The 25,652-nt window shown below is 70.8% G+C and carries 19 protein-coding genes and 1 riboswitch; of the genes, 10 read left to right on the top strand and 9 right to left on the bottom strand.

The genetic code is table 11. The features are described from left to right. Positions 1-33: 33 nt before the first annotated feature. Both ACLQ3K_RS10955 and pcrA read left to right on the top strand, forming a co-directional pair. Entirely contained in the window at positions 34-1,830 is a 1,797-nt protein-coding gene (locus ACLQ3K_RS10955) for a hypothetical protein (protein ID WP_425999251.1), read from the top strand. A gap of 145 nt (positions 1,831-1,975) precedes the next feature. Further along, on the top strand, positions 1,976-4,399 hold the full coding sequence (gene pcrA / locus ACLQ3K_RS10950) for a DNA helicase PcrA (RefSeq protein WP_425999250.1): 2,424 nt from the start codon (positions 1,976-1,978) through the stop codon (positions 4,397-4,399). Between the two features lie 77 nt (positions 4,400-4,476). Here the strand turns inward: pcrA and ACLQ3K_RS10945 are convergent, their stop codons facing one another. The 4 genes from ACLQ3K_RS10945 to ACLQ3K_RS10930 all read right to left on the bottom strand — a co-directional run bounded on the left by ACLQ3K_RS10945 (position 4,477) and on the right by ACLQ3K_RS10930 (position 9,464). Continuing rightward, a complete protein-coding gene (locus ACLQ3K_RS10945; protein WP_336669972.1) occupies positions 4,477-5,487 on the bottom strand; it encodes a M23 family metallopeptidase in 1,011 nt (336 codons plus the stop codon). A gap of 195 nt (positions 5,488-5,682) precedes the next feature. Beyond that, positions 5,683-6,981, bottom strand: a complete 1,299-nt coding sequence (locus tag ACLQ3K_RS10940; protein ID WP_224649482.1) for a nitrate/sulfonate/bicarbonate ABC transporter ATP-binding protein — start codon at positions 6,979-6,981, stop codon at positions 5,683-5,685. A 27-nt stretch (positions 6,982-7,008) separates the two neighbouring features. After that, the gene (locus tag ACLQ3K_RS10935; protein WP_224649484.1) at positions 7,009-8,763 is read right to left on the bottom strand and encodes an ABC transporter permease; all 1,755 of its coding nucleotides are present in this window, start codon (positions 8,761-8,763) and stop codon (positions 7,009-7,011) included. Beyond that, positions 8,760-9,464: an MgtC/SapB family protein gene (locus ACLQ3K_RS10930; RefSeq protein WP_224649592.1), complete on the bottom strand. Its 705-nt coding sequence runs from the start codon at positions 9,462-9,464 to the stop codon at positions 8,760-8,762. Before ACLQ3K_RS10930 ends, ACLQ3K_RS10935 begins: the two co-directional genes overlap by 4 nt. 289 nt (positions 9,465-9,753) lie before the next feature. After that, a riboswitch (M-box (ykoK) riboswitch) is annotated at positions 9,754-9,922 on the bottom strand. 59 nt (positions 9,923-9,981) lie between these two features. Between ACLQ3K_RS10930 and ACLQ3K_RS10925 the strand changes: the two genes are divergently transcribed. From ACLQ3K_RS10925 to ACLQ3K_RS10890, 8 genes are all read left to right on the top strand, one after another. Next, positions 9,982-10,596, top strand: coding sequence for a TetR/AcrR family transcriptional regulator (locus ACLQ3K_RS10925; RefSeq protein ID WP_224649486.1), 615 nt, complete (start codon positions 9,982-9,984; stop codon positions 10,594-10,596). A gap of 117 nt (positions 10,597-10,713) precedes the next feature. Further along, complete coding sequence (locus ACLQ3K_RS10920) at positions 10,714-12,246, top strand: acyl-CoA carboxylase subunit beta (RefSeq protein WP_224649488.1); 1,533 nt, start codon at positions 10,714-10,716, stop codon at positions 12,244-12,246. A 42-nt stretch (positions 12,247-12,288) separates the two neighbouring features. Then, on the top strand, positions 12,289-14,295 hold the full coding sequence (locus ACLQ3K_RS10915; protein ID WP_224649501.1) for a biotin carboxylase N-terminal domain-containing protein: 2,007 nt from the start codon (positions 12,289-12,291) through the stop codon (positions 14,293-14,295). Between the two features lies 1 nt (position 14,296). Then, positions 14,297-15,445, top strand: coding sequence for an acyl-CoA dehydrogenase family protein (locus ACLQ3K_RS10910; RefSeq protein ID WP_224649503.1), 1,149 nt, complete (start codon positions 14,297-14,299; stop codon positions 15,443-15,445). After that, positions 15,442-15,945, top strand: coding sequence for a MaoC family dehydratase (locus ACLQ3K_RS10905; protein ID WP_224649506.1), 504 nt, complete (start codon positions 15,442-15,444; stop codon positions 15,943-15,945). The genes ACLQ3K_RS10910 and ACLQ3K_RS10905 overlap by 4 nt, the downstream gene beginning before the upstream one ends. After that, entirely contained in the window at positions 15,946-16,788 is an 843-nt protein-coding gene (locus ACLQ3K_RS10900) for an HpcH/HpaI aldolase/citrate lyase family protein (RefSeq protein ID WP_425999245.1), read from the top strand. A gap of 21 nt (positions 16,789-16,809) precedes the next feature. Further along, entirely contained in the window at positions 16,810-18,435 is a 1,626-nt protein-coding gene (locus ACLQ3K_RS10895) for an AMP-binding protein (RefSeq protein ID WP_336669974.1), read from the top strand. Between the two features lie 4 nt (positions 18,436-18,439). After that, on the top strand, positions 18,440-20,302 hold the full coding sequence (locus ACLQ3K_RS10890; protein WP_425999243.1) for an acetoacetate--CoA ligase: 1,863 nt from the start codon (positions 18,440-18,442) through the stop codon (positions 20,300-20,302). Here ACLQ3K_RS10890 and ACLQ3K_RS10885 read toward each other — a convergent pair whose 3' ends face one another. From ACLQ3K_RS10885 to ACLQ3K_RS10865, 5 genes are all read right to left on the bottom strand, one after another. Continuing rightward, the gene (locus ACLQ3K_RS10885) at positions 20,303-21,532 is read right to left on the bottom strand and encodes a DUF7373 family lipoprotein (protein ID WP_425999241.1); all 1,230 of its coding nucleotides are present in this window, start codon (positions 21,530-21,532) and stop codon (positions 20,303-20,305) included. A gap of 125 nt (positions 21,533-21,657) precedes the next feature. Further along, a complete protein-coding gene (locus ACLQ3K_RS10880; RefSeq protein ID WP_425999239.1) occupies positions 21,658-22,809 on the bottom strand; it encodes an endo-1,4-beta-xylanase in 1,152 nt (383 codons plus the stop codon). 34 nt (positions 22,810-22,843) lie between these two features. After that, positions 22,844-24,106 carry a DUF7373 family lipoprotein gene (locus tag ACLQ3K_RS10875; RefSeq protein WP_224649563.1) on the bottom strand — a complete coding sequence of 421 codons (1,263 nt, stop codon included), beginning with the start codon at positions 24,104-24,106 and terminating at the stop codon, positions 22,844-22,846. Positions 24,107-24,207: 101 nt separating this feature from the next. Then, the gene (locus ACLQ3K_RS10870) at positions 24,208-24,591 is read right to left on the bottom strand and encodes a DUF4189 domain-containing protein (protein ID WP_224649565.1); all 384 of its coding nucleotides are present in this window, start codon (positions 24,589-24,591) and stop codon (positions 24,208-24,210) included. A gap of 50 nt (positions 24,592-24,641) precedes the next feature. Next, positions 24,642-25,427 (bottom strand): LppX_LprAFG lipoprotein, encoded by a 786-nt coding sequence (locus ACLQ3K_RS10865; protein WP_425999237.1) that lies wholly within the window; start codon positions 25,425-25,427, stop codon positions 24,642-24,644. Positions 25,428-25,652 lie beyond the last annotated feature (225 nt).

Here is a 25,652-nt window from a genome sequence, read left to right as displayed (position 1 = left end):
ATCCGGCTCACTCCAGTTGAAGGGTGTTTCTCCATGCTCGCAGCAGATCCTCGGTCCTCCCACCGTCGTTACGCCGCACCCGCCGTCGCCATGGCCGCCGCGGCGGCGATCGCGGTCGCACCGGTCGCGACGTCGATGGGTGCCGTGACGGCACCGTCGCTCCCGCCGATCGTTCAGGACCTCGGCGGCGCCGCCAGTGCCGTCGCGAACTGGGCCACGGCGATGGGCCTGAAGTTCGTCACGGACCCGGTCACCGGCCTGACGAAGCTGGTGGAGGACCAACTCGCCACCGCGGGCACCGTCGCGGGTGCGGCCGGCGACGCCGGCAAGGCCTTCTTCGACTACCTCGGGAACAACCTGTTCGACAACCTCGAGAGCATCCAGAAGGATCTCGCGGCGGGGAATCTGGGCTACGCGTGGACGACCTTCGCGACCACCATCACCGGCGCGATCCTCACCCCCGCGATCAGCCTGCTCCCGGTGATGGACGCGATCGGCGGTCAGCTCGGGCCGATCGGCGACGGGCTGAAGGCCGCGCTGATCCCGCTCATCGGCCTCGCCTTCGGCCCGCTCCAGGCGGGCGTCGAGGTGCCGGCGCTCCTCGCCGACGGTGTCACCGCCGCGCTCAAGGCGCTCAGCACCGGCGGTCCCGCTGCGGCGCTGACCTCGCTGTTCGGCACGGCCTCCGCTGTCAGCGAGAAGGTGATCGGCGCGCTGTTCGGGGAGATGGGCGCGATCCCCAGCCTGATCAACCTGGTCCCGACGATCATCGGCGGGATCGCCGGGTCCGACTGGGCGAACGCGGGACCGTTCACGCTGCCGACGGGCAACAAGGTCACCTTCACCTCCGCATCCGCGTCCACGCTCGCGGCGTCGCCGACCGCGCTGCCCGACTTCGGTGCGATCGGCGGGATCTGGACCGATACGCTGACCCGGATCGCGACCAACCTCGCCGGGCCCGACGGCGTGCAGCGGATCCTCAGCACCCTGCTCACCGGCGTTCCGGCCGGCAAGTGGGCCGATTCCTACGAGGTCATCCACGGCATCCTGGCCGCGCCGCTGCTCGAGCTCGGCGGCGCAGTGCTCCAGACCGGCGACAAGCTCAATCCGTTCCTGGGTCCCCTGGGCAAGGGGCTCGACGGGGCGGCGGAGCCGCTGCTGTACCTGACGCTCGGGCTCTACAACGCCACTCGGGTGCTGCCGTCGACGGTCTTCACCGGCCTCGAGAACGTCGTGAAGGCGCTCGGCACGGGTGACCCGATCGCGGCGATCAACGCCGCGGTGGCCGGGCTGGGGAGCACGCTGACCGACGGCAGCGACGCGCTGTTCTCGGACAACCCGTTCACCATCGGCCTCCTCCCCGGCCTGCTGGGCGTCGGGACCGGCTTCCTCGACGGGCTGACCGGCAAGACCGCCGACGCGGGCAACGCCACGACCCTGGCCGATGCGCCGGCGAAGGCGGCCGTGGCGGACACCGTCGACGAGGCCTCGCCGGCCCCGTCGACGGGCGGTGCGCAGCCCTCGACTCCGACGGTGACCGACGAGGACGCCCCGGCGGCCGGTACGCCGACCACCGAGGCACCGGTCGAGGCTCCGACGACCGGAACCCCGGCGACCGGGACCCCGGCGACCGGGAACCCGGCCGCCGAGGCGCCGGAGACGGGGAACCCGGCCACGGAGACGCCTGCGGAGACCCCCGCTGAGGAGGCGACGGACGACTCCGCCACTTCCGAGGGCGCCGCATCCGAGGACGCCACCGGCGCGGACACGACGGATGCCGAGGAGTCGGCCGGCGCCGACACTGCGGAGGCGGCCCCCGCGGCAGCCTGACGCCGACACACCTTTCGAAGCGTTCTGCGAGGTTCCCGCGACGGAACATCGCAGAACGCTTCGATTGTTCGTGCCCGGCGCCCACGCCCGCCCCCGGCGCGCGGCTGCGAAACCTGTCGGTCGTCCCGGCTACTCTGGACGGGAGATGAGTAACCCAGCACCGCAGCAGTCCGGACTCCGCCAGCGTCAGCCCTTCTCCCGCCCAGCAGCGCAGGTGGAGCGGCAGGAACGCGGCCAGGAACTGCTCGAGGGGCTGAATCCGCAGCAGCGCGCCGCGGTGTTGCACGAGGGATCTCCGCTGCTCATCGTCGCGGGCGCGGGCTCGGGCAAGACGGCGGTGCTCACGCGCCGCATCGCCTACCTGCTGGCCGCCCGCAACATGCACCCCGGCCAGATCCTCGCGATCACCTTCACCAACAAGGCCGCGGCGGAGATGCGGGAGCGCGTCGCCGGCATCATCGGCAACCGCGCCAAGATCATGTGGGTCTCCACGTTCCACTCCACCTGCGTGCGCATCCTCCGCGCCCAGGCCGGCCTGCTGCCGGGCATGAACTCCAACTTCTCCATCTACGACGCGGACGATTCCCGCCGCCTGCTCACCATGATCGTCAAGGACATGGGGCTGGACGCGAAGAGGTTCGCGCCGCGGGCGCTCGCCACCCACATCAGCAACCTGAAGAACGAGCTGATCGATCCGGAGCGGGCCTCCGCGGACGCGGCGAAGACGGGGGAGGCCTTCGCGGTCACCGTCGCCGAGGTCTACGGCACGTACCAGGCCCGCCTGCGCGGCGCGAACGCCTTCGACTTCGACGATCTCATCGGGGAGACGGTGGCGCTGCTGCAGTCGCACCCCAACGTCGCCCAGTACTACCGTCGCCGTTTCCGGCACGTGATGGTCGACGAGTACCAGGACACCAACCACGCGCAGTACGTGCTGGTCCGCGAGCTGGTGGGCCTGGAGACCGACGCCGACGGCGTGGAGCCCAGCGAGCTGTGCGTCGTCGGTGACGCGGACCAGTCGATCTACGCCTTCCGCGGCGCCACGATCCGCAACATCGAGGAGTTCGAGCGGGACTTCCCGAACGCGGAGACCATCCTGCTGGAGCAGAACTACCGCTCCACCCAGACCATCCTCTCCGCGGCCAACGCGGTCATCTCCCGCAACGCGGGCCGCCGCGAGAAGAAGCTCTGGACCGACCAGGGCGACGGTGACCTCATCACCGGCTACGTGGCCGACAACGAGCACGACGAGGCGAGCTTCGTGGTCTCGGAGATCGACGCGCTGGCCGACAAGGGCGTCAAGTACAGCGACGTCGCGGTCTTCTACCGCACGAACACCGCCGCGCGCGTGCTGGAGGAGGTCTTCATCCGCCACGGCGTGCCCTACAAGGTGGTCGGCGGCGTGCGCTTCTACGAGCGCAAGGAGGTCCGCGACCTGGTCGCGTACCTGCGCGCGATCGACAACCCGAACGACACCGTCAGCCTGCAGCGCATCGTCAACACCCCGCGCCGCGGCATCGGCGACCGGGCGCAGGCCTGCCTCTCCGTGCACGCCGAGAACCGCGGGGGCACATTCAGCACCGCTATCGAGGATGCGGTCGACGGCACCGTCGCGATGTTGAACCCGCGCTCGCGCAACGCGATCGCCGCCTTCGCGGGCCTCATGGCAGACCTGCGGCGCACCGCGGCCGACGAGGATCAGGACCTCGGCGACCTGCTCGACGCCGTCGTCGAGAAGACGGGCTACCGGGCCGAGCTGGAGGGCTCGTCGGACCCGCAGGACGGCGCGCGCCTGGAGAACATCGAAGAGCTGATCAGCGTCGCGCGGGAGTTCTCCGCGCAGGACTTCACCGACGTCGTCGTCGACGAGGGCGCGCCGGAGCCCGGTTCCCTGGCCGCGTTCCTGGAGCGCGTCTCGCTGGTCGCCGACGCCGATCAGGTGCCCGACAGCGAGGCCGGCGTCGTCACCATGATGACCCTGCACACCGCGAAGGGCCTCGAGTTCCCGGTGGTCTTCGTGACCGGCTGGGAGGACGGGCAGTTCCCGCACATGCGCGCGCTGGGCGACGAGGCGGAGCTCGCCGAGGAGCGGCGGCTCGCCTACGTGGGCATCACCCGCGCCCGCGAGCGCCTCTACCTCTCCCGCGCGATGGTCCGCGCCACCTGGGGCGATCCGATGCAGAACCCGGAGTCCCGGTTCCTCGCTGAGATCCCGCAGCACCTCATCTCGTGGCGCCGCCTCGAGCCCAAGCGCAGCCAGTTCGGCGGCTCGCGCGGGGTCTTCGGGCAGGACCGACCGTCCTGGGGCGGCCAGGGCGGGGGTTCGTACGGCGGGCGGGATCAGCGGTCCGACGGTGGCTGGACGCCCAAGCGGGCGCCCAGGCCCACGCGGCGTGCGAACAAGCTCTCGCTCGCCGTGGGCGACCGGGTCTCGCACGACTCGTTCGGGCTCGGCACCGTCACCGCCGTCACGGGCGCGGGTCCGATGGAGCGCGCGACCTTCGACTTCGGCTCGTCGGGCACCGTCACCCTGATGACCTTCGGCGGCCTGCCGATGGAGAAGCTCTAGCCCGAACGGCGCGAGCGCCCCGAACAACGCGAAAGGCGCCCCGGTGATCCGGGGCGCCTTTCAGCGTGTGTGGAGTCTTAGACGCGGACGCCGCGCTCGGCGAGCCAGCTCTGCGGGTCCAGCTTCGCGCCGCCGGCGCCGTGCACCTCGAAGTGCAGGTGCGGGCCGGTGGAGTAGCCGTTGTTGCCGACCCAGCTGATGAGGTCGCCCGCCTTGACCGTTTGGCCGGCCTGGACGTTGACGTTGTACATGTGGCCGTAGACCAGCACGGTGCCGTCGGTGAGGCGGATCTTGATCCAGATGCCGAAGCCCGAGGCGGGGCCGGCGTCGGTGACCACGCCGTCGGCGGCCGCGAACAGCGGGGTGCCGAGCGGGGCGGCGAGGTCGAGGCCGCCGTGCATGGCGCCCCAGCGGGTGCCGAAGTTCGAGGTGAGGGTGGCGCCGTTCACGGGTGCGGTCACCTTCGGGCGCATCGAGTCGATGATGCGCTTGTCGTCCGCGTCCTTGCGGGCCTTGCCGCCGGCGAGACCGGCGGTGAACTGCTCGGTGTCCTGCGCGGCGGGCAGGGGCGCCTGACGGCCGGCGTTGGCCTCGGGGCCCGCGGCGGGCGGCACGATCGGCTGCTGCGAGGTCGACGGGCCCTCGCTACCGGCGGCGTTGACCACGGCGGCGCCGGCGACGCTGGCACCCGCGGCGAGCGCGAGCAGGGCGGCACGGCCCTTGAGGGCGTGCGGAGCGGTGGGGACGCGGTGCTTGCCGCCCTTGCGGACCGGCGTGGGGAGCAGCTCGGGGGCGGCCTCCGGCGAGCCGAGGAGTGCGGTGTCCTCGATCTCGTCCAGCTCGGGCGCGTCGAGCTCGGTGTCCCCGGTGAACAGCACCTCGGGGATCATGAGGTCCTGCGTGACCTCGGAGCTGGAGGGGCGGTAGACCAGGCCGGTGTCGTCCGGCGCGTCGGTCCAGGTCTCGGAATAGGCCTCGTCGAGACGGGCCTCGAGCTCATCCAGCGGGATGATCGCGGTGATCGACTCATCATCGAGGACCTGCGTGCCGCCTTGCCAGCGCACGTGGTTCTCGCGACTCCGTGTCATATCTCGCCTACTCCAACCGTAAAACCGCACTTCGGACCACGTGGTGATCCGACGATGTCCTCATCGTGACCGCTTCGTGATCCGCGTCCCGTCGACGATAACGAAATGATTGCGGCGAGACAACCTCTAGGGGGGCGGTTCGGTCGAATGTGCGCTTGGTCACAATGAGATCACAAAGCCTCAGGTCACTATGTGTCATTGCTGGTCCAGCAGGATCCGGCCGCCGTCCGCGTCGTAATCGTAGAGTTCGCCGTACCGACCCCAGTCGACGGCCAGCCGGAGCTGGCGTTCCGCGTCGTCCGGGCCGAAGCCCCGCCGCAGCAGATCCAGGAAGAAGCCGCTGCGCAGCGCACCGGCGGGCGCCGTCCGCAGCGCCCGCAGCACCGTCCGCACCAGCGGGGCCCGCTCGGCGGCCTGCCGCGCGAAGACCTCCTTGGCCTCCGTGAGCGGCACCGAGGCGAACGTGCGACCGATGTCGGTGAGCACGATGTCGTTGCCGCTCACCTCGGCGAAGCCGAGCAGGGCCGCGGCGTCGACCAGCGGCATGATGTCGTCGAGCTCGAAGTTGAGGTCCGCCGCGAGGTCGGGGAGGTCGGCGTGGTCGCCGTGCGCGGCGACGAGCTCGAGCAGGCCGGCGATGCCGTCGACGGTGGCGTCGGGGAGCGGCCGGCTCACGGGCGTCGCCTCGACGGGGTCGGGCTCGTGCTCGATCTCCGCGTCGCGGCCCGTCAGCGCCCCGTACAGCCGGTCGACGATCGCCTCGAACTCCGGCGCCGTGCGGGTGCGCGGGCGCGGCAGGTCGATCCGGGTCTCGTGGACGATGCGGCCGGGCTTGGAGCCGAGCACCACGACGCGGTCGGCGAGGAGCACCGCCTCCTCGATGTTGTGCGTGACGATGCAGACGCTCCGGGTGGGGAAGCCGTCGCCGCCCCACAGCTCCACCAGCTCGCCGCGCAGGTTCTCGGCGGTCAGCACGTCGAGGGCGGAGAAGGGCTCGTCCATGAGCAGGAGGTCCGGCTGCCGCACCAGCGCCCGGGCGAAGCCGACCCGCTGCCGCATCCCGCCCGACAGCTCCCGCGGGTACGCGGACTCGAAGCCGTCGAGGCCGATGGTGTCGATCGCCTCCAGCGCCCGGGTGCGGCGCTCGGCGCGCGGCACGTTCCGGGCCGTCAGGCCCAGCTCGACGTTGTCCTGGACGGTCAGCCAGGGCATGAGTGCGAAGGACTGGAAGACCATGGCGGTGGCCGGGTTGGGCCCGGACAGCGGCGCACCGTCGGATTCGACGGTGCCGGACGTCGCGGGGATCAGCCCCGCCATGATGCGCAGCAGCGTGGACTTGCCCGAGCCGGACCGGCCGAGTAGCGCGACGATCTCGCCGTGCTCGATGGTGAGGTCGATGCCGTCGAGCACGGTCAGGGTGTCGCCGTGGGCGCCCTCGAAGCTCTTGGTGAGGCCCTGCAGCCGGATCAGCGGGGTGGCGAGCGTGGTGGTCATGGAACGGCTCCTAGTAATAAGGGGTGACTAGAGGGAGTAGCGGCGCTCGGCGGTGCGGTAGAGGCGGCGCCAGAGGGCGGCGTTGGTGCCCACGACGAACAGGCACATCACGACGATCCCGAGGAGGAGATGGGAGGTGTGGTCGGGTCCCGTGGCCGCGGTGGCCTGCGCGATGTAGTCGCCGAGCCCGTAGGCGTGGTGGGTCTCGCCGTCGTAGGAGACGACTTCCGCGACGATCGAGGCGTTCCAGGCGCCGCCGGCGGCGGTGATCCCGCCGGTGACGTATCCGGCGAAGACGCCGGGCAGCAGCACGTACCGCCACGTCAGCAGCCGGGGCAGCCGCATGTCGTCGGCCGCCTCCAGCAGGTCGCCGGGGATCGCGCTGGCCGCGGCGATCACGTTGAACAGGATGTACCACTGCGTGCCGAGCGCCATGAGCACGACGCCGCCCAGGTCGAGCGGTATGTTCCACGCCACCAGGACCGCGGTGACCAGGGGGAACAGGAAGTTCGCGGGGAAGCTCGCGCACACCTGGACGACGGGCTGCAGCGCGCGGGTCAGGCGCGGGCTGCGGCCGATGATCACGCCGATCGGCACCCAGACGACGGTCGCGAACACCATGACGACCGCGACCCGCGCCATCGTGGCCAGGCCCAGCAGCAGCACGTGCCCCACCTCGGCGAGTCCGGCGTCGCGGAGGATCACCTCGAGCGCCCGCCACAGGCCGTACGCCAGGACCGCCAGGACGACGGTGCCGAACGCCAGGTCGCCGAGGCGGGTGCGGCGCGGGTCCGCGGGCGCCGCGGTCCCGGTCCGGCCGAACACGGCGAAGGCCCGGTCCAGCCCCGTGATCACCGGGGCGGCGGCGCGGCGCACCCCGTCCGTGACGTGCGAGCGGTGCAGGAGGGTGAGCACCGCCGAACGCGGGACGCGCCCGGTGGCGGAGTCCTCGAGCCGGAACCGCTCGGCCCAGGCCGTCAGGGGGCTCCAGAACAGCAGGTTCACCCCGACGATGACCACGATCATCGCCGCGATCGCCCACCCGACGCGGGCGAGGTCACCGTCGGACGAGGCGGTGGCGACGTAGGCGCCGATGCCGGGGAGGGCGTACTCGTCGCCCGCCACGGAGACGGCCTCCGAGGCGGTGAGGAAGAACCAGCCGCCGCCGAAGCTCATCATGGCGTTCCAGACCAGCGGGATCATGCCGCCGGGCACGTCGAGTCGCCAGAACCGTTGCCAGCGCGACAGTCCCAGGTCGCGGGCGGCCTCGCCGAGCTCGCGCGGCTGGCTGATCAGGCTCTGGTAGAAGGCGAAGGTCATGTTCCAGGCCTGCGAGGTGAAGATCGCGAAGACCGCGGCGCACTCCAGGCCGAGCGTCGACCCGGGGAACAGCGCGAGGAAGACGGTGACGGTCACTGACAGGAAGCCCAGGATCGGCACGGACTGCAGTACGTCGAGCAGCGGCAGTAGTACCGCGCGGGCCCGCCGCGACCGCGCGGCGAGCAGGGCGTAGCCGAAGGTGAAGACGATCGACGCCGCGAGCGCCAGGAACATCCGCAGCAGGGAACGCAGCGCGTAGTAGGGCAGGTTCGCCGGGTCCGTGTCGACACGGGCGGTGCTGTGCGCCAGGTCGATCGGCGCGCCCATGCCCTGGCCGACGCGGATCGTCAGCCAGATCAGCGCGGCCGCGCCGGCGACGACGAGCACGTCGGCGACGATCGAGCGGCGACCGTCGCGCTCGGTCCGCCGGCCGCCGAGCGGGGGAGCGGTCAGCGTGCTCACAGGTCCTCCTCCTCGCGCTCGGGCAGGGCGTCCCAGCGCACCGCCGTCACCGACGGCTCCATGCTGAGCTGGCTGATCGCGGTCTCCAGCGCGCGGTCGTCGCGGCCGTCGGCGGCGAGGGTGGCACGCACCTCCACCTTGCCGTCGGCGGTGTCGACGCTGCTGATCGACTGCAGGTGGAAGACGGTGCGGCTCAGGGCCTGTACCAGCATCACGCGGACGTGCGCCTCGTTCTCGTCGCGCGTCACGGCGACGAACTCGTAGCGGCTCGGCGCCTCCTTGCCGTTGTCGGGCGCGCGGTCGACGGCGTGCCCGACCGAGCGCAGCGCGGTGTTCACCCCGATCACGACGACGGTGCCGATCGCGGCGGGGACGTACATCCCCGCGCCCGACAGCGCACCGACGGCGGCGGAGCACCACAGCGTGGCGGCGGTGTTCAGCCCGCGCACGGTGAGGCCGTCGCGCAGGATCACGCCGCCGCCGAGGAAGCCGATGCCGGAGACGATCTGCGCCGCGACCCGGGTGGGGTCGCCGCCTTCGAATCCGTAGGCGGACAGGACGACGAAGAGCGCGGAGCCGACGGAGACCAGCGCATTGGTGCGCAGGCCGGCCATGCGGGCGCGGTACTGGCGCTCGAGTCCGATCAGGGTGCCGAAGCCGACGCCCGCGACGATGCGCAGCAGGATGTCGAGCTGGTCGATGTTCGTGGTGGCGTGCATGGTGATTCCCCTCGTCCGGGCACGCGCCACTGCGCCGCGGCCCAGGGGAGCGCGGCGGAGTGGGGTGTGGAGGTGTCAGTGGGACGGAGGCGACGCGAGGGCGCCGACGGTGCGTCGTCGGCGGGGCGGGCCTCCGGCCCGGATCATGGTGCGCTCAGCGGCTTCCCGCGGTGATGCGGGAAGCGCCGAGCGATCGACTACGACTGTCGTCGGGCATTGCATCACCTCCGTCGGTTCGACTTCCGCGCGCCGGGAGGGAGGGTGGAGAAAGTGCGCCCCTCCACGTCAGACCTTCAGCACTTCGCGGCGTGAACCCGTGAACGGGAGCCAATCGGGGAGCACCCTTAAGCCGGATGCGCCTGTCCTGACCCGGGGCGTCTCTCGACGTTCGGGGTCGCTGGCCTGTTTCCGCGAAGGAGCCTCAGCGAACGATTGGCGCCTTGCGGAACAAGCATGACACGGGGTCGTTAGCGCTGCAAGCCGAGTAGTGTGGCCCGCCATGGAGGTACCGACGACCCGCCGGTCCGGCGCGGCAGGGCTCGAGGCGGGGACGGCGCGCGAGCGCGCGAAGGCGGCGCGCCGCCGCGAGCTGCTCGCCGCGGCGGCGGCGCTCATGGCCGAGCGCGGCTTCGCCGGCGTGCGCCTCGAGGACATCGGCGCGGCAGCGGGCGTCTCCGGCCCGGCCATGTACCGCCACTTCGCGGGCAAGCAGGACGTGCTCGCCGCCCTCCTGGTGGAGATCTCCGAGTACCTGTACGACGGTGGCCGCCGGGTCGCGGAGGAGCGCGCCGACGATCCGCGGCAGGCGCTGCGCGACCTCGTCGACTTCCACGTCGACTTCGCCGCCTCCGAGCCGGATCTCATCCGCGTGCAGTACCGCGACATGTGGTCGCTCGCGCCGGAGTCGGCGCGCCGGGTGCGCCGGCTGCAGAGGCAGTACGTGGAGCTGTGGGCCGACGCGCTCACCGCGCTCGGCGGCGATCCGGTGGACAACCGCGCCGTCGTGCACGCCGTCTTCGGCCTGATCAACGCCGCCCCGAGCCTGCCGGCCCTGCCGCAGCCCCGGCTGCGCGCGCTGCTGCGCGACAAGGCGCTCGCCGCTCTGGGCGTCTAGCCCGACCAACCCGCGCAATCCGCCGCGCGGAAGCTACCCCCGGGTAAGACTGGACACGGTGGCCGGGCTCACATATTCTCATTTTCAGTTAATGGTGAATAACCCAAAGGAGCGGGCGTGACATTCCGCGAGGAACACGAGGCGAACGTCGCCGAGCTGCGTGAACGGCTCGACAGGGTGGCGCAGGGCGGCGGTGAGCGGGCACGCGCCCGGCACGAGGGCCGCGGCAAGCTGCTGGTGCGCGAGCGGATCCGGCGGCTGCTGGACACGGGCAGCCCGTTCCTCGAGGTGGCGCCCCTGGCGGCCGAGGACATGTACGACGGCAAGGCCCCCTCCGCGGGCGCCGTCGCCGGCATCGGCACCGTCTCCGGGCGGCAGGTGATGATCGTCGCCAACGACGCGACGGTCTCCGGCGGCACCTACTACCCGGTCACCGTGAAGAAGCACCTGCGCGCGCAGGAGATCGCGATGCAGAACCGGCTGCCCTGCGTGTACCTCGTGGACTCGGGCGGTGCCATGCTGCTCAACCAGGAGGAGGTCTTCCCCGACCGCGAGCACTTCGGCCGCATCTTCTACAACCAGGCGACCATGAGCGCCGCGGGCATCCCGCAGATCGCCGCCGTGCTCGGCAGCTCCACCGCGGGCGGCGCCTACGTGCCGGCCATGAGCGACGAGACGATCATCGTCCGCGACCAGGGCACGATCTTCCTCGCGGGTCCGCCGCTGGTGAAGGCCGCCACGGGCGAGGACGTCTCCGCCGAGGACCTGGGCGGCGGCCTCATGCACTCCACCAAGTCCGGCGTCACCGACCACCTGGTCGACTCCGACGACGAGGCGCTGGAGAAGGTCCGGCAGATCGTCGGGCGCCTCGGCCCCGTCGGCGAGCGGCAGTGGGAGGTGCGCCCGGCGCTGCCGCCCCGCCGCCCGCAGACGGACCTCTACGACGTGGTGCCGACCGATCCGAAGATCGGCTACGACGTCCGCAAGCTCATCGAGATCATCGTCGACGACGGCGAGTTCGACGAGTTCAAGGAGCTCTTCGGCACCACCATGGTGACCGCCTTCGCGCGGATCCACGGCCACCCGGTGGGCATCATCGGCAACAACGGCGTGATCTTCGCCGAGGCCGCGCAGAAGGGCGCGCACTTCATCGAGCTGTGCGACAAGCGTCGGATCCCGTTGCTGTTCCTGCAGAACATCACCGGGTTCATGGTGGGCCGCCAGTACGAGGAGGGCGGCATCGCCAAGCACGGCGCCAAGATGGTCACCGCCGTCGCTTGCGCCCGCGTCCCCAAGTTCACCGTGATCGTGGGCGGCTCCTTCGGCGCCGGCAACTACTCGATGTGCGGCCGCGCCTACTCGCCGCGTTTCCTGTGGATGTGGCCCAACGCCCGGATCTCCGTCATGGGCGGCCCGCAGGCCGCCGACACGCTCGGCTCCGTCCGCCGCGAGCAGGAGGGCATGGAGGAGTTCAAGCAGGGCGTGCGCGACCAGTTCGAGCGGCAGTCGCAGGCCTACTACTCCACGGCCCGGCTGTGGGACGACGGCGTGATCGACCCCGCCGACACCCGCACCGTCCTCGGCCTCGCGCTCGAGGCGGCGTCCCGGACGCCGCTGGCCGAGGTCTCCTACGGCGTCTTCCGGATGTGACGCATGTCCATGAGCAGAGGGCACGAAACAAGAGGAACCGACATGCGCACTGATGTGGCACGTGGCAAGAAAATCGAGAAGGTCCTGATCGCGAACCGCGGCGAGATCGCCTGCCGCGTCATCGATACGCTGCGCACGCTCGGCATCGCCAGCGTCGCGGTGTACTCCGACGCGGACGCCGACGCCCGGCACGTGCGGCTCGCCGACGAGGCCGTGCGCCTCGGCCCGGCGGCCGCCACCGAGAGCTACCTGCGCATCGACAAGGTGGTCGAGGCGGCTCGCGTCACCGGCGCCGACGCGGTGCACCCCGGCTACGGCTTCCTCTCCGAGAACGCCGCCTTCGCGCGGGCGCTCGCCGATGCCGGAATCGAATTCCTCGGCCCGCCCGTCGAATCCATCGAGACGATGGGCGACAAGATCACCGCGCGCGCCGCCGTGGTCGAGCGGGACGTGCCCGTGGTCCCCGGCATCAGCCGCCCGGGCCTGACGGACGCCGACCTCATCGGCGCGGCCGAGGGCATCGGCTTCCCCGTGCTCATCAAGCCCAGTGCGGGCGGCGGCGGCAAGGGCATGCACCGGGTCGAGAACCCGGCGGATCTGCCCGCCGCGGTCGCCGCCGCGCGCCGCGAGGCGGCCGCCGCCTTCGGCGACGACACGCTGTTCATGGAGCACTTCGTCGACACCCCGCGCCACATCGAGGTGCAGGTACTGGCGGACAAGCACGGCAACGTGATCCACCTCGGCGAGCGCGAGTGCTCGCTGCAGCGCCGCCACCAGAAGGTGATCGAGGAGGCCCCGTCGGCCCTGCTCGACGAGGCCACCCGCGCCGAGATCGGCCGCGCCGCGTGCGATGCCGCGCGCTCCGTCGGCTACACCGGCGTGGGCACCGTCGAGTTCATCGTCTCGGCCAAGCGCCCCGATCAGTTCTTCTTCATGGAGATGAACACCCGCCTGCAGGTCGAGCACCCCGTCACCGAGCTGGTGACCGGCGTCGACCTGGTGGAGCAGCAGATCCGCGTCGCCAACGGGGAGGCGCTGGCGCTGTCCCAGGACGACATCGTGCTGACCGGGCACGCCGTCGAGGCGCGCGTCTACGCGGAGGACCCGGCGGCCGGCTTCCTGCCCACGGGCGGCACCGTGACGGCGCTGCGGTATCCGCGCAGCGACCGCCGCGGCCCCGTCCGCGTGGACACCGGCATCGAGGCCGGCAGCGTCGTCGGCAGCGACTACGACCCCATGCTCGCCAAGGTGATCGTGCACGCCGACGACCGCGAGCAGGCCCTGCGCCGCCTCGACGAGGCCCTCGCCGGCACCCAGCTCACCGGCCTGCGCACCAACGTCGACTTCTGCCGGTTCGTCCTCGCCGACGCCGACGTGGTCTCGGGGGAGCTCGACACCGAGCTGCTGGATCGCCTGGCGCCCACCTACACCCGCCCCGAGCCGACGGTCCGCGCCTACGCCGCGGCGGCGCTCACCGCGGTCGCCGCATCCCGTGGCGAGGGCGCGTGGGGCACGGAGACCGGCTGGCGCATCGGGGGCGCGCAGCCCACCGTGGTCCGGTTCGCCGGCACCGAGGAGACCGGCGAGGTCCACGTCTCGGTACTCGGGGACGCGGTCACGGTGCGCGGGACCTTGGAGGGATCCACGCTCGACAGCTCCGGCACGGCGCGGATCGTCGGCGAGCGGCTGGTGGTGGACGGCTTCTCGACGCCGGTCACCGTCGCTCTCGACCGCGGAACCTATTGGGTCAGTGGCGAGGACGGCACGTACGAGCTGCCGCTCGCGAAGTCCACGTCGAAGGACCGCGACGGCGCCCACGGCGGCGACGTCGTGAGCCCCATGCCGGGCGCCGTCGTCGCGGTCCCGGTCGAGGACGGCCAGACGGTGACCAAGGGCGAGACCCTGGTGATCATCGAGGCGATGAAGATGGAGCAGCCGCTGACCGCGCCGCACGACGGCGTGGTGTCCATCGCGGTGCGCGCAGGAGACAAGGTGACCGCGGCCCAGGTGCTCGCGAGCGTCACGGCTACCGGAACGGAAGAGAATTGACATGGAACTGACCCAGGACTACGCCGACCTGCGGGACACGGTGCGCGACTTCGCGAACCAGGTGGTCGCGCCCGTCTCGGCCAAGCACGACGAGGAGCACTCCTTCCCGTACGAGGTCGTGAAGCAGATGGGCCAGATGGGCCTGTTCGGCCTGCCCTTCCCCGAGGAGTACGGCGGCATGGGCGGCGACTACTTCGCCCTCGCCCTCGCGCTGGAGGAGCTCGGCCGCGTCGACCAGTCGGTCGCCATGACGGTGGAGGCCGGCGTCGGCCTCGGCGCCATGCCGATCTACAAGTTCGGCACCGAGGAGCAGAAGCAGAAGTACCTGCCCTCCCTGGCCGCGGGTGAGAACCTCGCCGGCTTCGGGCTCACCGAGCCCGGCTGCGGCTCGGACGCCTCCGGCACCCAGACCACCGCCAAGCGCGACGGCGATCAGTGGGTCATCAACGGCTCCAAGCAGTTCATCACCAACTCCGGCACCGACATCACCAGCCTGGTGACGGTGACCGCCGTGACCGGCACCAAGCCCGACGGCCGCAAGCAGATCTCCACCATCATCGTGCCCAGCGGCACGCCCGGCTTCACCGTGGAGCCCGCGTACAACAAGGTGGGCTGGAACGCCTCCGACACGCACCCGCTGAGCTTCTCCGACGTGCGCGTGCCGACGGAGAACCTGCTGGGCGAGGAGGGCCGCGGCTACGCGAACTTCCTCTCCATCCTCGACGAGGGCCGCATCGCCATCGCCGCCGTCGCCACCGGCGCCGCGCAGGGCTGCGTCGACGAGTCGGTGAAGTACGCCAAGGAGCGCAACGCCTTCGGCAAGCCGATCGGCGAGTTCCAGTCGATCGCCTTCGCCATCGCGCGGATGGAGGCGCGGGCGCACACCTCGCGCGTCGCCTACTACGAGGCCGCGCGGCTCATGCTGGCCGGCAAGCCCTTCAAGAAGGAGGCCGCCATCGCCAAGATGATCTCCTCCGAGGCGGCGATGGACAACGCGCGCATGGCCACCCAGATCCACGGCGGCTACGGCTTCATGAACGAGTACCCCGTCGCGCGGCACTACCGCGACTCGAAGATCCTCGAGATCGGCGAGGGCACCACCGAGGTCCAGCTCATGCTGATCGCGCGTTCGCTGGGGCTGAACTCGTGAGTGAGCAGGAGCCCGTGCGGCGGGTCACTCAGCGCGGCCTGTGGTTCGACGAGTTCGAGGACGGCGTGCTCTACGAGCACCGGCCCGGCGTCACCGTCACCGAGGCCGACAACATGCTGTTCACCAAGCTGACCATGAACACCCAGGCGCTGCATCTGGACGCGCACTGGTCGGCGCAGCAGCCCGGCTTCGGCGGCCAGCGCCTGGTGAACTCGATGTACACGCTCTCCACCCTGGTGGGCCTGTCCGTCGCGCAGCTCACCCAGGGCACGCTCGTCGCGAACCTCGGCTTCTCCGAGATCGCCTTCCCCGCGCCGGTGTTCGCCGGCGACACCCTGTACGCGGAGACGCTGTGCACGGGCAAGCGGGAGTCGAAGTCGCGGCCGGGCGAGGGCATCGTCAACCTGCGGCACGTCGCGCGCAACCAGGACGGTGCCGTCGTCGCCGTGGCCGAGCGGTCCACGCTGGTGCGCCGGGCACCGTCGGGGGAGGGGGCGTAGATGTTCCACCACGATGACCTGAACGCGCCCGCTTGGCAGCCGCCCGGCCCCGCGATCCTGTTCTGCCCCGCCGACCGGCCCGAGCGGTACGCCAAGGCGGCCGAGCGCGCCGACGCGGTGATCATCGACCTCGAGGACGCCGTCACCGCCGACGCTCGGCCCGCGGCTCGCGAGGCCCTGATCGACAACGATCTCGACCCGGCGACGACGATCGTGCGGGTGAACGCCTTCGGCACCTACGACTTCGCCGAAGACATCGAGGCGCTGCGCCGCACGGCCTATCGTGTGGTCATGCTCGCGAAGACCGAGTCGGCGCACCAGCTGGACAAGCTGGCGCAGGTCGACGGTCTGCAGGTGATCGCGCTCATCGAGACGCCCCTGGGCGCGGTGAACGTCAACGAGATCGCCGCCCATCCGCGGTGCATCGGCCTCATGTGGGGCGCGGAGGATCTGGTGGCCGCGATGGGCGGGCGGTCCAGCCGCTTCGCCGACGCGACCTACCGCGACGTCCCGCGGCACGTCCGCTCGGCGACCCGACTCGCGGCCGCCGCGCACGGCAAGTTCGCGCTCGACGCGGTGCACATCGACATCGCCGACACCGAGGGCCTCGCGGCGGAGGCCGAGGACGCCGTGGCGCTCGGCTTCGCCGCCACCGTCTGCATCCACCCCTCGCAGGCGGCCGTGATCCGCGCGGCCTACCGGCCCACGGACGACGAGATCGCCTGGGCCCGCGAGGTGCTCGAGGCCGAGGCCGGCAACAACGGCGTCTACCAGGTGCGGGGTCAGATGATCGACGCGCCGCTGCTCGCCCAGGCCCGCGCGATCGTCGCCCGGGCCGACTGAAGAATCAGTAGGAGTGAAGAGATGACCACCCCGTCCTACGATCGCGGCGAGGCCGAGCCCGCGCTGCTCACCGCCACGATCGGCGCCCAGCTCGAGATGACGACCGACCGGTTCGGCGAGCGTACCGCCCTCGTCGACGTGCCCTCGGGCCGCCGGTGGACCTACGACGAGCTGCTCGCCGACTCCCGCGCGTTCGCGGCGGGCTTGCTGCGGAACGGGATCCGCCGCGGCGACCGCGTGGGCGTGTGGGCGCCCAATACTCCGGAGTGGGTCGTCGTGCAGTTCGGTACGGCGTTGGCCGGCGTCATCCTGGTCAACCTCAACCCCGCCTACCGGCAGCGCGAGCTGGAGTACGCGCTGAACCAGTCGGGCATCGTCGCCGTGTTCACGATGACCCGCTTCAAGACCTCCGAGTACGCGGCGATGCTCGCGACCGCCCGGCCCGAGGCCCCCGAGCTCCGCGACGTGGTGGAGTTCGGCACCCCGGCGTGGGACGCCTACCTCGCCGCGCCCACCGAGGACGAGCTCGACGCCCTCGCCGATCTCGGCGACGAGCTGCGCGCCGACGACCCGATCAACATCCAGTACACCTCGGGCACCACGGGATTCCCCAAGGGCGCCACGCTGACCCACGGCAACATCCTCAACAACGGCTTCCTCGTGGGTGAGCTGCTGAACTACACCGAGCAGGACTCGATCTGCATCCCCGTGCCCTTCTACCACTGCTTCGGCATGGTGATGGGCAACCTCGCGGCCATCACCCACGGCGCCGCCATGGTGATCCCCGGGCCCGCCTTCGTGCCGGAGGACGCGCTCGCCGCCGTCGCCGCCGAGAAGTGCACCAGCCTCTACGGCGTGCCCACGATGTTCATCGCGGAGCTCGCCCTCGGGACCTTCGACACCTACGACCTGTCCAGCCTGCGCACCGGCATCATGGCCGGCTCGCCGTGCCCGGAGGAGGTCATGCGCAAGGTGGTCGACCGGATGGGCATGACCGAGGTCTCGATCTGCTACGGCATGACGGAGACCTCGCCGGTGTCCACGCAGACCCGCGTCGACGACGCGCTCGAGCTGCGGGTCGGCACCGTCGGGCGGGTGGGACCGCACCTGGAGATCCAGGTGATCGACCCGATCGACGGCACCGTGATGCCCCGCGGCGAGGTCGGGGAGCTGTGCACCCGTGGCTATTCCGTGATGAAGGGCTACTGGAACAACGCGGAGAAGACCGCCGAGGCCATCGACGCCGACGGGTGGATGCACACCGGCGACCTCGCGACCATGGACGAGGCCGGCTACGTGCGGGTCACCGGCCGGATCAAGGACATGGTGATCCGTGGGGGCGAGAACATCTACCCGCGCGAGATCGAGGAGTTCCTCTACACGCACCCGGACATCCTCGACGCGCAGGTGATCGGCGTGCCCGACGAGAAGTACGGCGAGGAGCTGATGGCCTGGATCCAGCTCCGGGAGGGAGTGGACTCCTTCACCGTCGACGATCTCAAGGCCTTCGCCGACGGGAAGATCGCCCGCCACAAGATCCCCCGCTACGTGCACGTGGTATCGGCTTTCCCTATGACGGTATCGGGAAAGATTCGCAAGGTGCAGATGCGAGAAGAGTCCGTGACGCTGCTCGGTCTGGAAGGCTGACGGGGTGCATTCGATCGATCGCTTCGCAGAGTCCGCCGGCGTCCCCACGGGGGACTACGACGCCGTGTACCAGTGGTCCGTGTCCGAGCCCGAGGCGTTCTGGGGCGCGGTGTGGGACTTCTTCGAGCTCGGTGAGCGGACCGGACCGGTGCTGGCGGCGCGGGAGATGCCCGGCGCCCGCTGGTTCCCGGAGGTGGAGCTGAACTACGTCGATCGGGTGCTGCGGTTCGCGTCGCTCCAGGGTGCCGCGATCGTGGGCCTGTCGGACGACGGTGCGCGGGTGGAGATCCCGTGGTCGGAGCTGCCCGCGCGGGTGTCCGCGATCGCGGAGCTGCTGCGTTCGCTCGGCGTGGGCGTGGGCGACACGGTCGCCGCGTACCTGCCGGACGAGCCCTTCGCGGTGCTGGCGTTCCTGGCGACGGCGTCGATCGGCGCCGTCTGGTCCGGCTGCGGGCAGGACTACGCGCCGGAGGGCGCGGCCGGCCGCATGGCGCAGCTGGCGCCGAAGGTGCTCTTCGCCCGCGACGGCTACGCCTTCGGGGACAAGCGGGTCGACAAGCGGGCGGACACCGCCGAACTCGCCGGGCTGCTGGGGGTCCCGGCGTCGCACGTGATCACGGAGCTGCCGGAGCCGACGGCTTCCACACCGCCGTTGAACCCGGTGCAGGTGCCGTTCGATCACCCGCTGTGGGTGCTGTTCTCGTCGGGCACGACGGGCAAGCCGAAGGGCATCGTGCAGGGCCACGGCGGCATCCTCGTCGAGCACGTGAAGGTGCTCGGCCTGCACAACGAGATCGGCCCGGGCGACGTCTTCTTCTGGCACACCGCGCTGTCGTGGATGATGTGGAACTACCAGATCGCCGGCCTGCTGATGGGCGCGACGATCGTCACCTTCTCCGGGCACCCCCTGGCCCCGACGGCGGACCGGCTGTGGCAGGTCTGCGAGGACGAGAAGGTCACCTTCTTCGGCACGAGCCCCGGCCAGCTGCAGGCCTCCCGCAAGGCCGGACTGAACCCCGGCACCGAGCACGCGTTGGTGCTCAAGACGATCGGCAGCACCGGATCGCCGCTGGCCCCGGACCTGTTCACCTGGGTCGACGAGCACGTCGCCGCCGGGCTGCCGGTGAGCTCCGTCTCGGGCGGTACGGACGTGTGCAGCGCGTTCTGCGGCGGCACCGCCTCGGTGCCCCACGTGCCCGGCGAGCTGACCGTCCGCTACCTGGGCTGCGCCCTGGAGGCGTGGGCGCCGGACCGGACGCCGCTGATCGACGAGGTCGGTGAGATGGTGATCACCGTGCCGATGCCGTCGATGCCGACGAACTTCTGGAACGACCCCGGTGACGCCAAGTACCGCGCGGCGTACTTCGAGCACGAGTGGACCGACGGCATCGCACCGAATCTGTGGCGGCACGGCGATTGGGTGGAGCTGACCGACCGCGGGTCGATCACCATTCACGGTCGCAGCGATGCGACCCTGAACCGCAACGGGATCCGGATGGGCTCGGCCGACATCTACGAGGTCGTCGAGGCCGTCCCGGAGGTCGCCGAGGCCATGGTCGTCGGCGTCGACGGGCCGGACGCGAAGTATTGGATGCCCATGTTCCTCACCCTCGTCCCGGGCAAGGAGCTGACGGACGAGTTGGTTTCGCGAATCCGAGCGGATGTGCGGGCGAGGCTCTCGCCGCGGCACGTGCCCGACGAGGTGATCCTCGCCCCCGGCATCCCGCACACCAAGACGGGGAAGAAGCTGGAGATCCCCGTGACCGGCATGCTCGCCGGCCGCGACGTCAACGTCGACCCGAAGTCCGTCGACGACCCGGACCTGCTCGGCTGGTACGAGGAGCAGGGCCGCGCGCACGCCTGGTGATCACTTTTCGCCGGCGGCCTTGTTGATCAGGTACGCGGCGGAGATCGACTGGCGTGCGAGGTCGAGGGAGGTGGAGGTCGCCTGGATCGCCCACCGCCCGACGGTGACGTGACACGAGTACGGCTGAGTGGGGTGCGTGATGGAGTCGCAGCCCGCCTGGTCTCGGGAGAACCCCGGAACGTCGTGCGCGGTGGCGGTCGGGTCGGCGCGGGTCTCGGAGAGGAAGGCTTTGGCGGCCGCGGGATCCCGGGCCCGCAGCACCGTCGTGCGAGCCGTGTTCCCGACGAGGTCGACGCCGTTCCGGGTCGCGGACGCGAGCCAGTCGGGGCGGCGGTTCATCAGATATCGGGTGCGCGGCGAGTAATAGCCGTCGCCGAGCTCGAACCCGCTCGAGAAGCCGAACGCGGTCCGGGTCCGGGAATCGTTCTGCGAGGCCAGCGTGCGCGACATGATCCCGTCCTTGTCCATCGGCACGGCTGGCACGGTGAGCCCCGAGAGTCGCACCGTCGGGACGTACGTCCGCGACCGTTCGACCTGGGCCGCGAGGCCCTTGATCGCGAGCTCCTCGCTGCCGGCGCCCCGGGTGGTGGCCCAGACCAGCGAGATGAGGTTGTTCACCGGCGCCGCGACCGCCGTCTTGGTCAGCCCGCCCGCCGTTGTGCTCGACACCACGACCGCGGCGGGGATCCGCGCGAGCGCGGCGGGCGGCGGAATGTCCGCCCGGAGCGTCGTCATGGCCTTCTCGGCGCTGTCGTCGGTGGTGAAGCGGAGGAGCGCCACCGCGAGCTGCGTCTTCGGGGCGGTGGAGGAGTCGCCGGCGGCGGTCGCGAACCCGGCGTCGAACCTGGTGTTGAGCTCCAGGTTCGCCGCTATCCGCGGAGGGATCCCGCCGGTCCGGATGCCGCGGGCGCTGTCCCGCTCGATGAGTTGCCCCACCCGGAGCAGCGGACCGGCCCCGGCCTCTGGCTCGTCCGATACCGACGCCGTCAGGTCCGACCGGATGTCCGACGGCGCCACCACCGCGTCGGCGATGATCATCCCCTCCTGCTGCCACGCGTCGGCCGCGGACTGCGCGGTGACAGCGCGCGGCGTCGTCGGGAAGTTCCCGGGGTCCACCTTCGACACGGTGGTCTCGGCGACCGGCGTGCCCGCGACCACCGTCGAACAGGCGGATAGCAGCCCGACGACCAGCGCGACGACGGCCGTCGCCGCTCCGCTACGTGCTTCCATGATCGCCCCCGAACCCCGACGACACCGAGTATGTCGGGCTGCGGGGCCGGAGGCCCGGCGAGCGGCGGATCGTGTTCGAATCGCAACAGTGCCGATGGAAAGGGCCAGGTCAGGCAGGAACCGGGTCAGCGGAAGGCGGCGCGCAGGGCCTCCCAGGCGGGCTTGGCGCCGTAGTTCCGGTCGAGGAGGTTGGCGCTGCCGTAGCCGGAGAAGGTATCAGGGTAGTCGGTGATCCACGAGCGACGATCGGTGAAGCCCCAGACCGTCATCCCGGTGCAGCGGCTCAGCTCACGGCACAGGCCGGCCATCGTCGCGTACACGCGCGCCTGCCGCTGCAGGTCGACCTCGGCGGCGCGCCCCGTGTCCGTGGGGATCCGGACGTCCAGCTCGGTGAACCGGATATCGAGGCCGAAGTCGGTGAAGCGGCGCAGGTTCTTCCGCATGTCGTCGGTGCTCGGCTGCTGATCCGCTCCGCCCAGCATGTGCGCCTGGAAACCGACACCGTCGAGCAGCGGGCGCCGCTCGGTCCGCCCATCGACGGACACCTCCACGGTCTCGGCGCGCAGCCTCGTCGCCAGCGCCAGCAGCGCAGTCGACTTGTCGCTCACCGTCTCCGCGCTGTGCTCGTTGAGGTACAGCTTCATCGACGGCGCGGCCAGCCGCGCCGCGCGGAAGGCGTCCACGATGTACCGCTCGCTGGAAGTGGTGCGCCACCAGGCGTTGCGCTGCAGCACCCCGCGCTGGTCGAAGGGCTCGTTGACGACGGTGACCGCGCTCGCGCGGACCGCGTACCGCTGCACGACGCCGGTGACGAGGTCGGTCATGAACCGGTGCCGCTCCGGATCGGAGAGCCTCCGGGCGTACTCGGGGACGATGCCCCACACCTGTTGGTCGAGGGGGTCCCAGATCAGGGAGTGGATCTGGAAGTCCTGGCCGCGGCGCTGCGCGATTTCCGCGACCGCGTCGGCCTCGCGGAAGTCGAACCGGTCCGCCTCCGGTGCCACGGTGTTCGTCATGGTGCCGATCTCCGTGGTCAGCGAACCGAATTCGCGCCCGGCGACCTCCTCGTAGCAGGGATCGCCCGCGGCGAAGGTGGAACGGTACGCCGTGCCGATCGTCTTGCCCTGCGCCGCGACGAGGCCCCGGAGCGGCGGCGCGGGGAGGGGGCAGGCACCGTCGGACGACGGTGACGGTCGCGCGGGCTCCTGCGCGCTGCCGCAGCCCGTCACGGTGAGGGCGACGGCGAGCAGGCCGAGGAACAGCGTTCTGGGCGTCACTACCGCGAGCGTACCGAGGGGCGAGGGCGTCCGGTCAGTTCTCGCCGGCGGCCTTGTTGATCAGGTACTCGGCGGAGATCGCCTGCTGAGCGAGCTGCAGGGTGGACTGGTGCACCTGGACGGTCCACCGGCCCAGGATGAGGTAGCACGTGTATTTGGTCTTGTCGGCGTTCGATTCCCGGCCGCAGAGGACGTTGTCGCGGGGGATGCCGGGCGTGTAGAAGACGTTCGCGGACGTGTCGACGCCGCCGCCCTTCCCCTTGTTCCGGACGAAGGCCACCGCGGCGTCGTGGTCGCGGGCGCGCATCACCACGGCGGACTTCGTCTCCGCGATGAGGTCGATCCCGTTCGCCTCGGCGCTGTTCAGCCACTCGGGCAGCAGGTTGACCATGTACCGCGTGCGCCGGGAGTAGTAGCCCTCGAAGTAGGCGACACGTGGCGAGAGACCGAAGACCGCGTTGTCGGTGGCCGGGCTTGCGAGCGTTCGCGACATGATCCCGTCCTTGTCCATGGGAACCGACGGCACCGCGGTGGGAGACAGGACCCCGTTCTGCCGGTACGACGTGGCCTTCGCGACCTGGGCGGTGAGGGCTTCGACCGCGAGCGCGCCGGCTTCGACGGCAGTCGGCCCGGCCGCCGCGGTGAGGGCGATGAGATTGCCCCGACGGGCGGCGACCGTCACCCGTTGCAGCCCAGCTCTGTCGCCGGCTGAGACCGGGACGGCGTCGGCGACGGCGTCGAGACCCGCCGGAGCAGTTGTCTTGTCGTCGCGCATGATGGCGAGCGCTTGTGTCGCGGATTCCGGTGAGTAGAACCGGAGGAGCCCGATGGAGAGGAACGCGGTCGGGTTGGTGGTGGAGTCAGCAGCGGTGGCGAGGAATCCCGTTTGGTAACCGAAGCCGCCGAGGGCGATCACCTTGTCCGTCGGAATGAGTGCCAGCGACTTCGAGCTTCCGTCGTCGCCGAAGCCGGCGACTAGGGTGATCGGGCCGGTGAGCATGGAAATGGCGGTTGCGCGCTTCGACAGGGTCGGCCGGATGTCGAACGGTGCCACCACGGAGTCCGCCATGATGAGCGCCTCCTGCTGCCACGCGTCCCCGGGCGTCACCGCGGCGACGGTTCGCGGCGTAGTGGGGAAGTTGCCGGTGTCGATCTTCGTCGCGGCGGGATCCGGTACCGCTTCGCCGCCGATCGTCGCGGTGCATCCCGTACTCGCCGCCAGCGACAGTGCGAGGACGGCAGCGAGTCGGCGCTTCACACGGGGGTCGGGAGGCCCGACGGGGTGCGATCTCTTCACTGCCCAAGTCTCCCAATGCTCGGTCATAGACGGACCAGGATCTGTGGATGCGAGGGGGCGGCACCGTCGGAAACGGTGCCGCCCCTGCACTATGTGACCGGTCAGAGGTGACCGGAGGTGCACTGCCAGACCAGGATCGAGCCGCCGCCGTTGCGGGCGAGGGCGCTCGACCGTGCGGCGCCGATGGAGCGGCCCGTGCCGCCCTGGAACCAGCCCGGCTTCTGGGCGACCGCACCGCAGCCGTTGGAGAAGGAGGCCAGCACCTTGCAGCTGGCGTAGCCGCACGAGCCGAGGGCGGCCCGCTCGGCGGCGCCGGGGCTGGCGTAGTCCCAGGACCGGCCCGTCGCGCCGTTGCTGGCGACGGCGATGGCGCCGAAGTTGACCGCGGCGTTGGCGGCGGGAGTCGCGACGGCGACCTGGATGCCGCCCGCGATGCTCGCGGTGGCGACGGCGGCGACGAACGCCTTCGTGGTGAACGTCTTCATGGTGGTGCCTTTCTCGGGGTTCTCGGGGGAGAGGGTGTTTCAGTGGGTCGTCAACGGGGGAGGCTCTCGCCCGGTCCCGGGTTGCTGGGGGTCTCCTCGGGGGCGACGTCGGGCTTGGTGACGGACACCTTCTCGCCCCACTTCGAGAACGTGAGGGTGATGGTGCCCTCGGTCCAGGGCTTGACCTCGATGCGGACGAGCTGCTTGTCGCCGGAGCTCTGGACCCACAGCGTCGTGGGAACGGGGACGCTCTTCGCGGGATCGACCCGGGAGCCGGTGATCGTGGCGATCTCGGTCGCGGGCACCGTGCCGGTGATCTTGGTGGTCTCCTGGCCGTCGATCGTCTCGGTGCCGGCGACCTTCGCGCCGGTGACCTTCGACAGGATGTTGGGGATGCCCTTGCTCTCGTCGAAGAGGGCGGAGACGTCGTAGATCGACGCGCCGTCGCCGTAGTCCGCGTACTTGTCGCCGTAGAGCGAGGCGTACATGCGGCCGTCGATAAAGGTGAACTTGCCCTCGGCGTTGCCCGGCTGGATCATCGCGGTGCCCTGCGCCTGGGTGGACGGCTTGACCTGGAGGTCACCGTCGACCTTGCTGACGGGCAGGCCCTGCACCTTGCCGCCCACGGCGACGGTGAAGTGGGCGCTCGTGACCTTCTTGGCCGACTCGGCGGCGGAGGACAGCAGGGCGGGCGCGTCGGTGGTGGACGCGTTCGCGCCGGCGGTGGTCTCGGAGCCGGGGGTCGACGTGCCCTTGTCGGAGCAGCCGGTGAGCACGACGCTCAGCGCGACGGCTGCCGAGGCCGCGATGAGGGCGGGGCGGGAAGTGCGCTTCATGGGTGTGGTTCTCCTTCAGTAGGACTGAGGAGAGTTTCGATGGCCGGGCTTAACCGGCGCTTGCAACCGCCTGAAGCGGACTTCGGGGGTCCTTTGCCTGGGCCGATCCAAAAACTTACCGACGGGTAGGTTGCGATGACTGATAACCGCAGGTCAAGTGAGATACGTCATTGAACAAGGGTCGCCGCCCGAGCGGATTCGCGGAGGCATAGAGTCGACCCCGGA

This window comes from Tsukamurella sp. DT100, assembly GCF_049844855.1.
GTDB lineage: Bacteria > Actinomycetota > Actinomycetes > Mycobacteriales > Mycobacteriaceae > Tsukamurella.
This window is presented reverse-complemented; position numbering and strand designations above follow the sequence as displayed.

What these genes read in the sequence shown, in the direction of transcription:
- ACLQ3K_RS10940 (WP_224649482.1), bottom strand. Translation starts at nt 6,981, where the DNA reads ATGACCACCACGCTCGCCACCCCGCTGATCCGGCTGCAGGGCCTCACC.
- ACLQ3K_RS10910 (WP_224649503.1), top strand. Translation starts at nt 14,297, where the DNA reads ATGGAACTGACCCAGGACTACGCCGACCTGCGGGACACGGTGCGCGAC.
- ACLQ3K_RS10945 (WP_336669972.1), bottom strand. Translation starts at nt 5,487, where the DNA reads ATGACACGGAGTCGCGAGAACCACGTGCGCTGGCAAGGCGGCACGCAG.
- pcrA (WP_425999250.1), top strand. Translation starts at nt 1,976, where the DNA reads ATGAGTAACCCAGCACCGCAGCAGTCCGGACTCCGCCAGCGTCAGCCC.
- ACLQ3K_RS10915 (WP_224649501.1), top strand. Translation starts at nt 12,289, where the DNA reads ATGCGCACTGATGTGGCACGTGGCAAGAAAATCGAGAAGGTCCTGATC.
- ACLQ3K_RS10885 (WP_425999241.1), bottom strand. Translation starts at nt 21,532, where the DNA reads ATGGAAGCACGTAGCGGAGCGGCGACGGCCGTCGTCGCGCTGGTCGTC.
- ACLQ3K_RS10865 (WP_425999237.1), bottom strand. Translation starts at nt 25,427, where the DNA reads ATGAAGCGCACTTCCCGCCCCGCCCTCATCGCGGCCTCGGCAGCCGTC.
- ACLQ3K_RS10925 (WP_224649486.1), top strand. Translation starts at nt 9,982, where the DNA reads ATGGAGGTACCGACGACCCGCCGGTCCGGCGCGGCAGGGCTCGAGGCG.
- ACLQ3K_RS10955 (WP_425999251.1), top strand. Translation starts at nt 34, where the DNA reads ATGCTCGCAGCAGATCCTCGGTCCTCCCACCGTCGTTACGCCGCACCC.
- ACLQ3K_RS10870 (WP_224649565.1), bottom strand. Translation starts at nt 24,591, where the DNA reads ATGAAGACGTTCACCACGAAGGCGTTCGTCGCCGCCGTCGCCACCGCG.
- ACLQ3K_RS10895 (WP_336669974.1), top strand. Translation starts at nt 16,810, where the DNA reads ATGACCACCCCGTCCTACGATCGCGGCGAGGCCGAGCCCGCGCTGCTC.
- ACLQ3K_RS10900 (WP_425999245.1), top strand. Translation starts at nt 15,946, where the DNA reads ATGTTCCACCACGATGACCTGAACGCGCCCGCTTGGCAGCCGCCCGGC.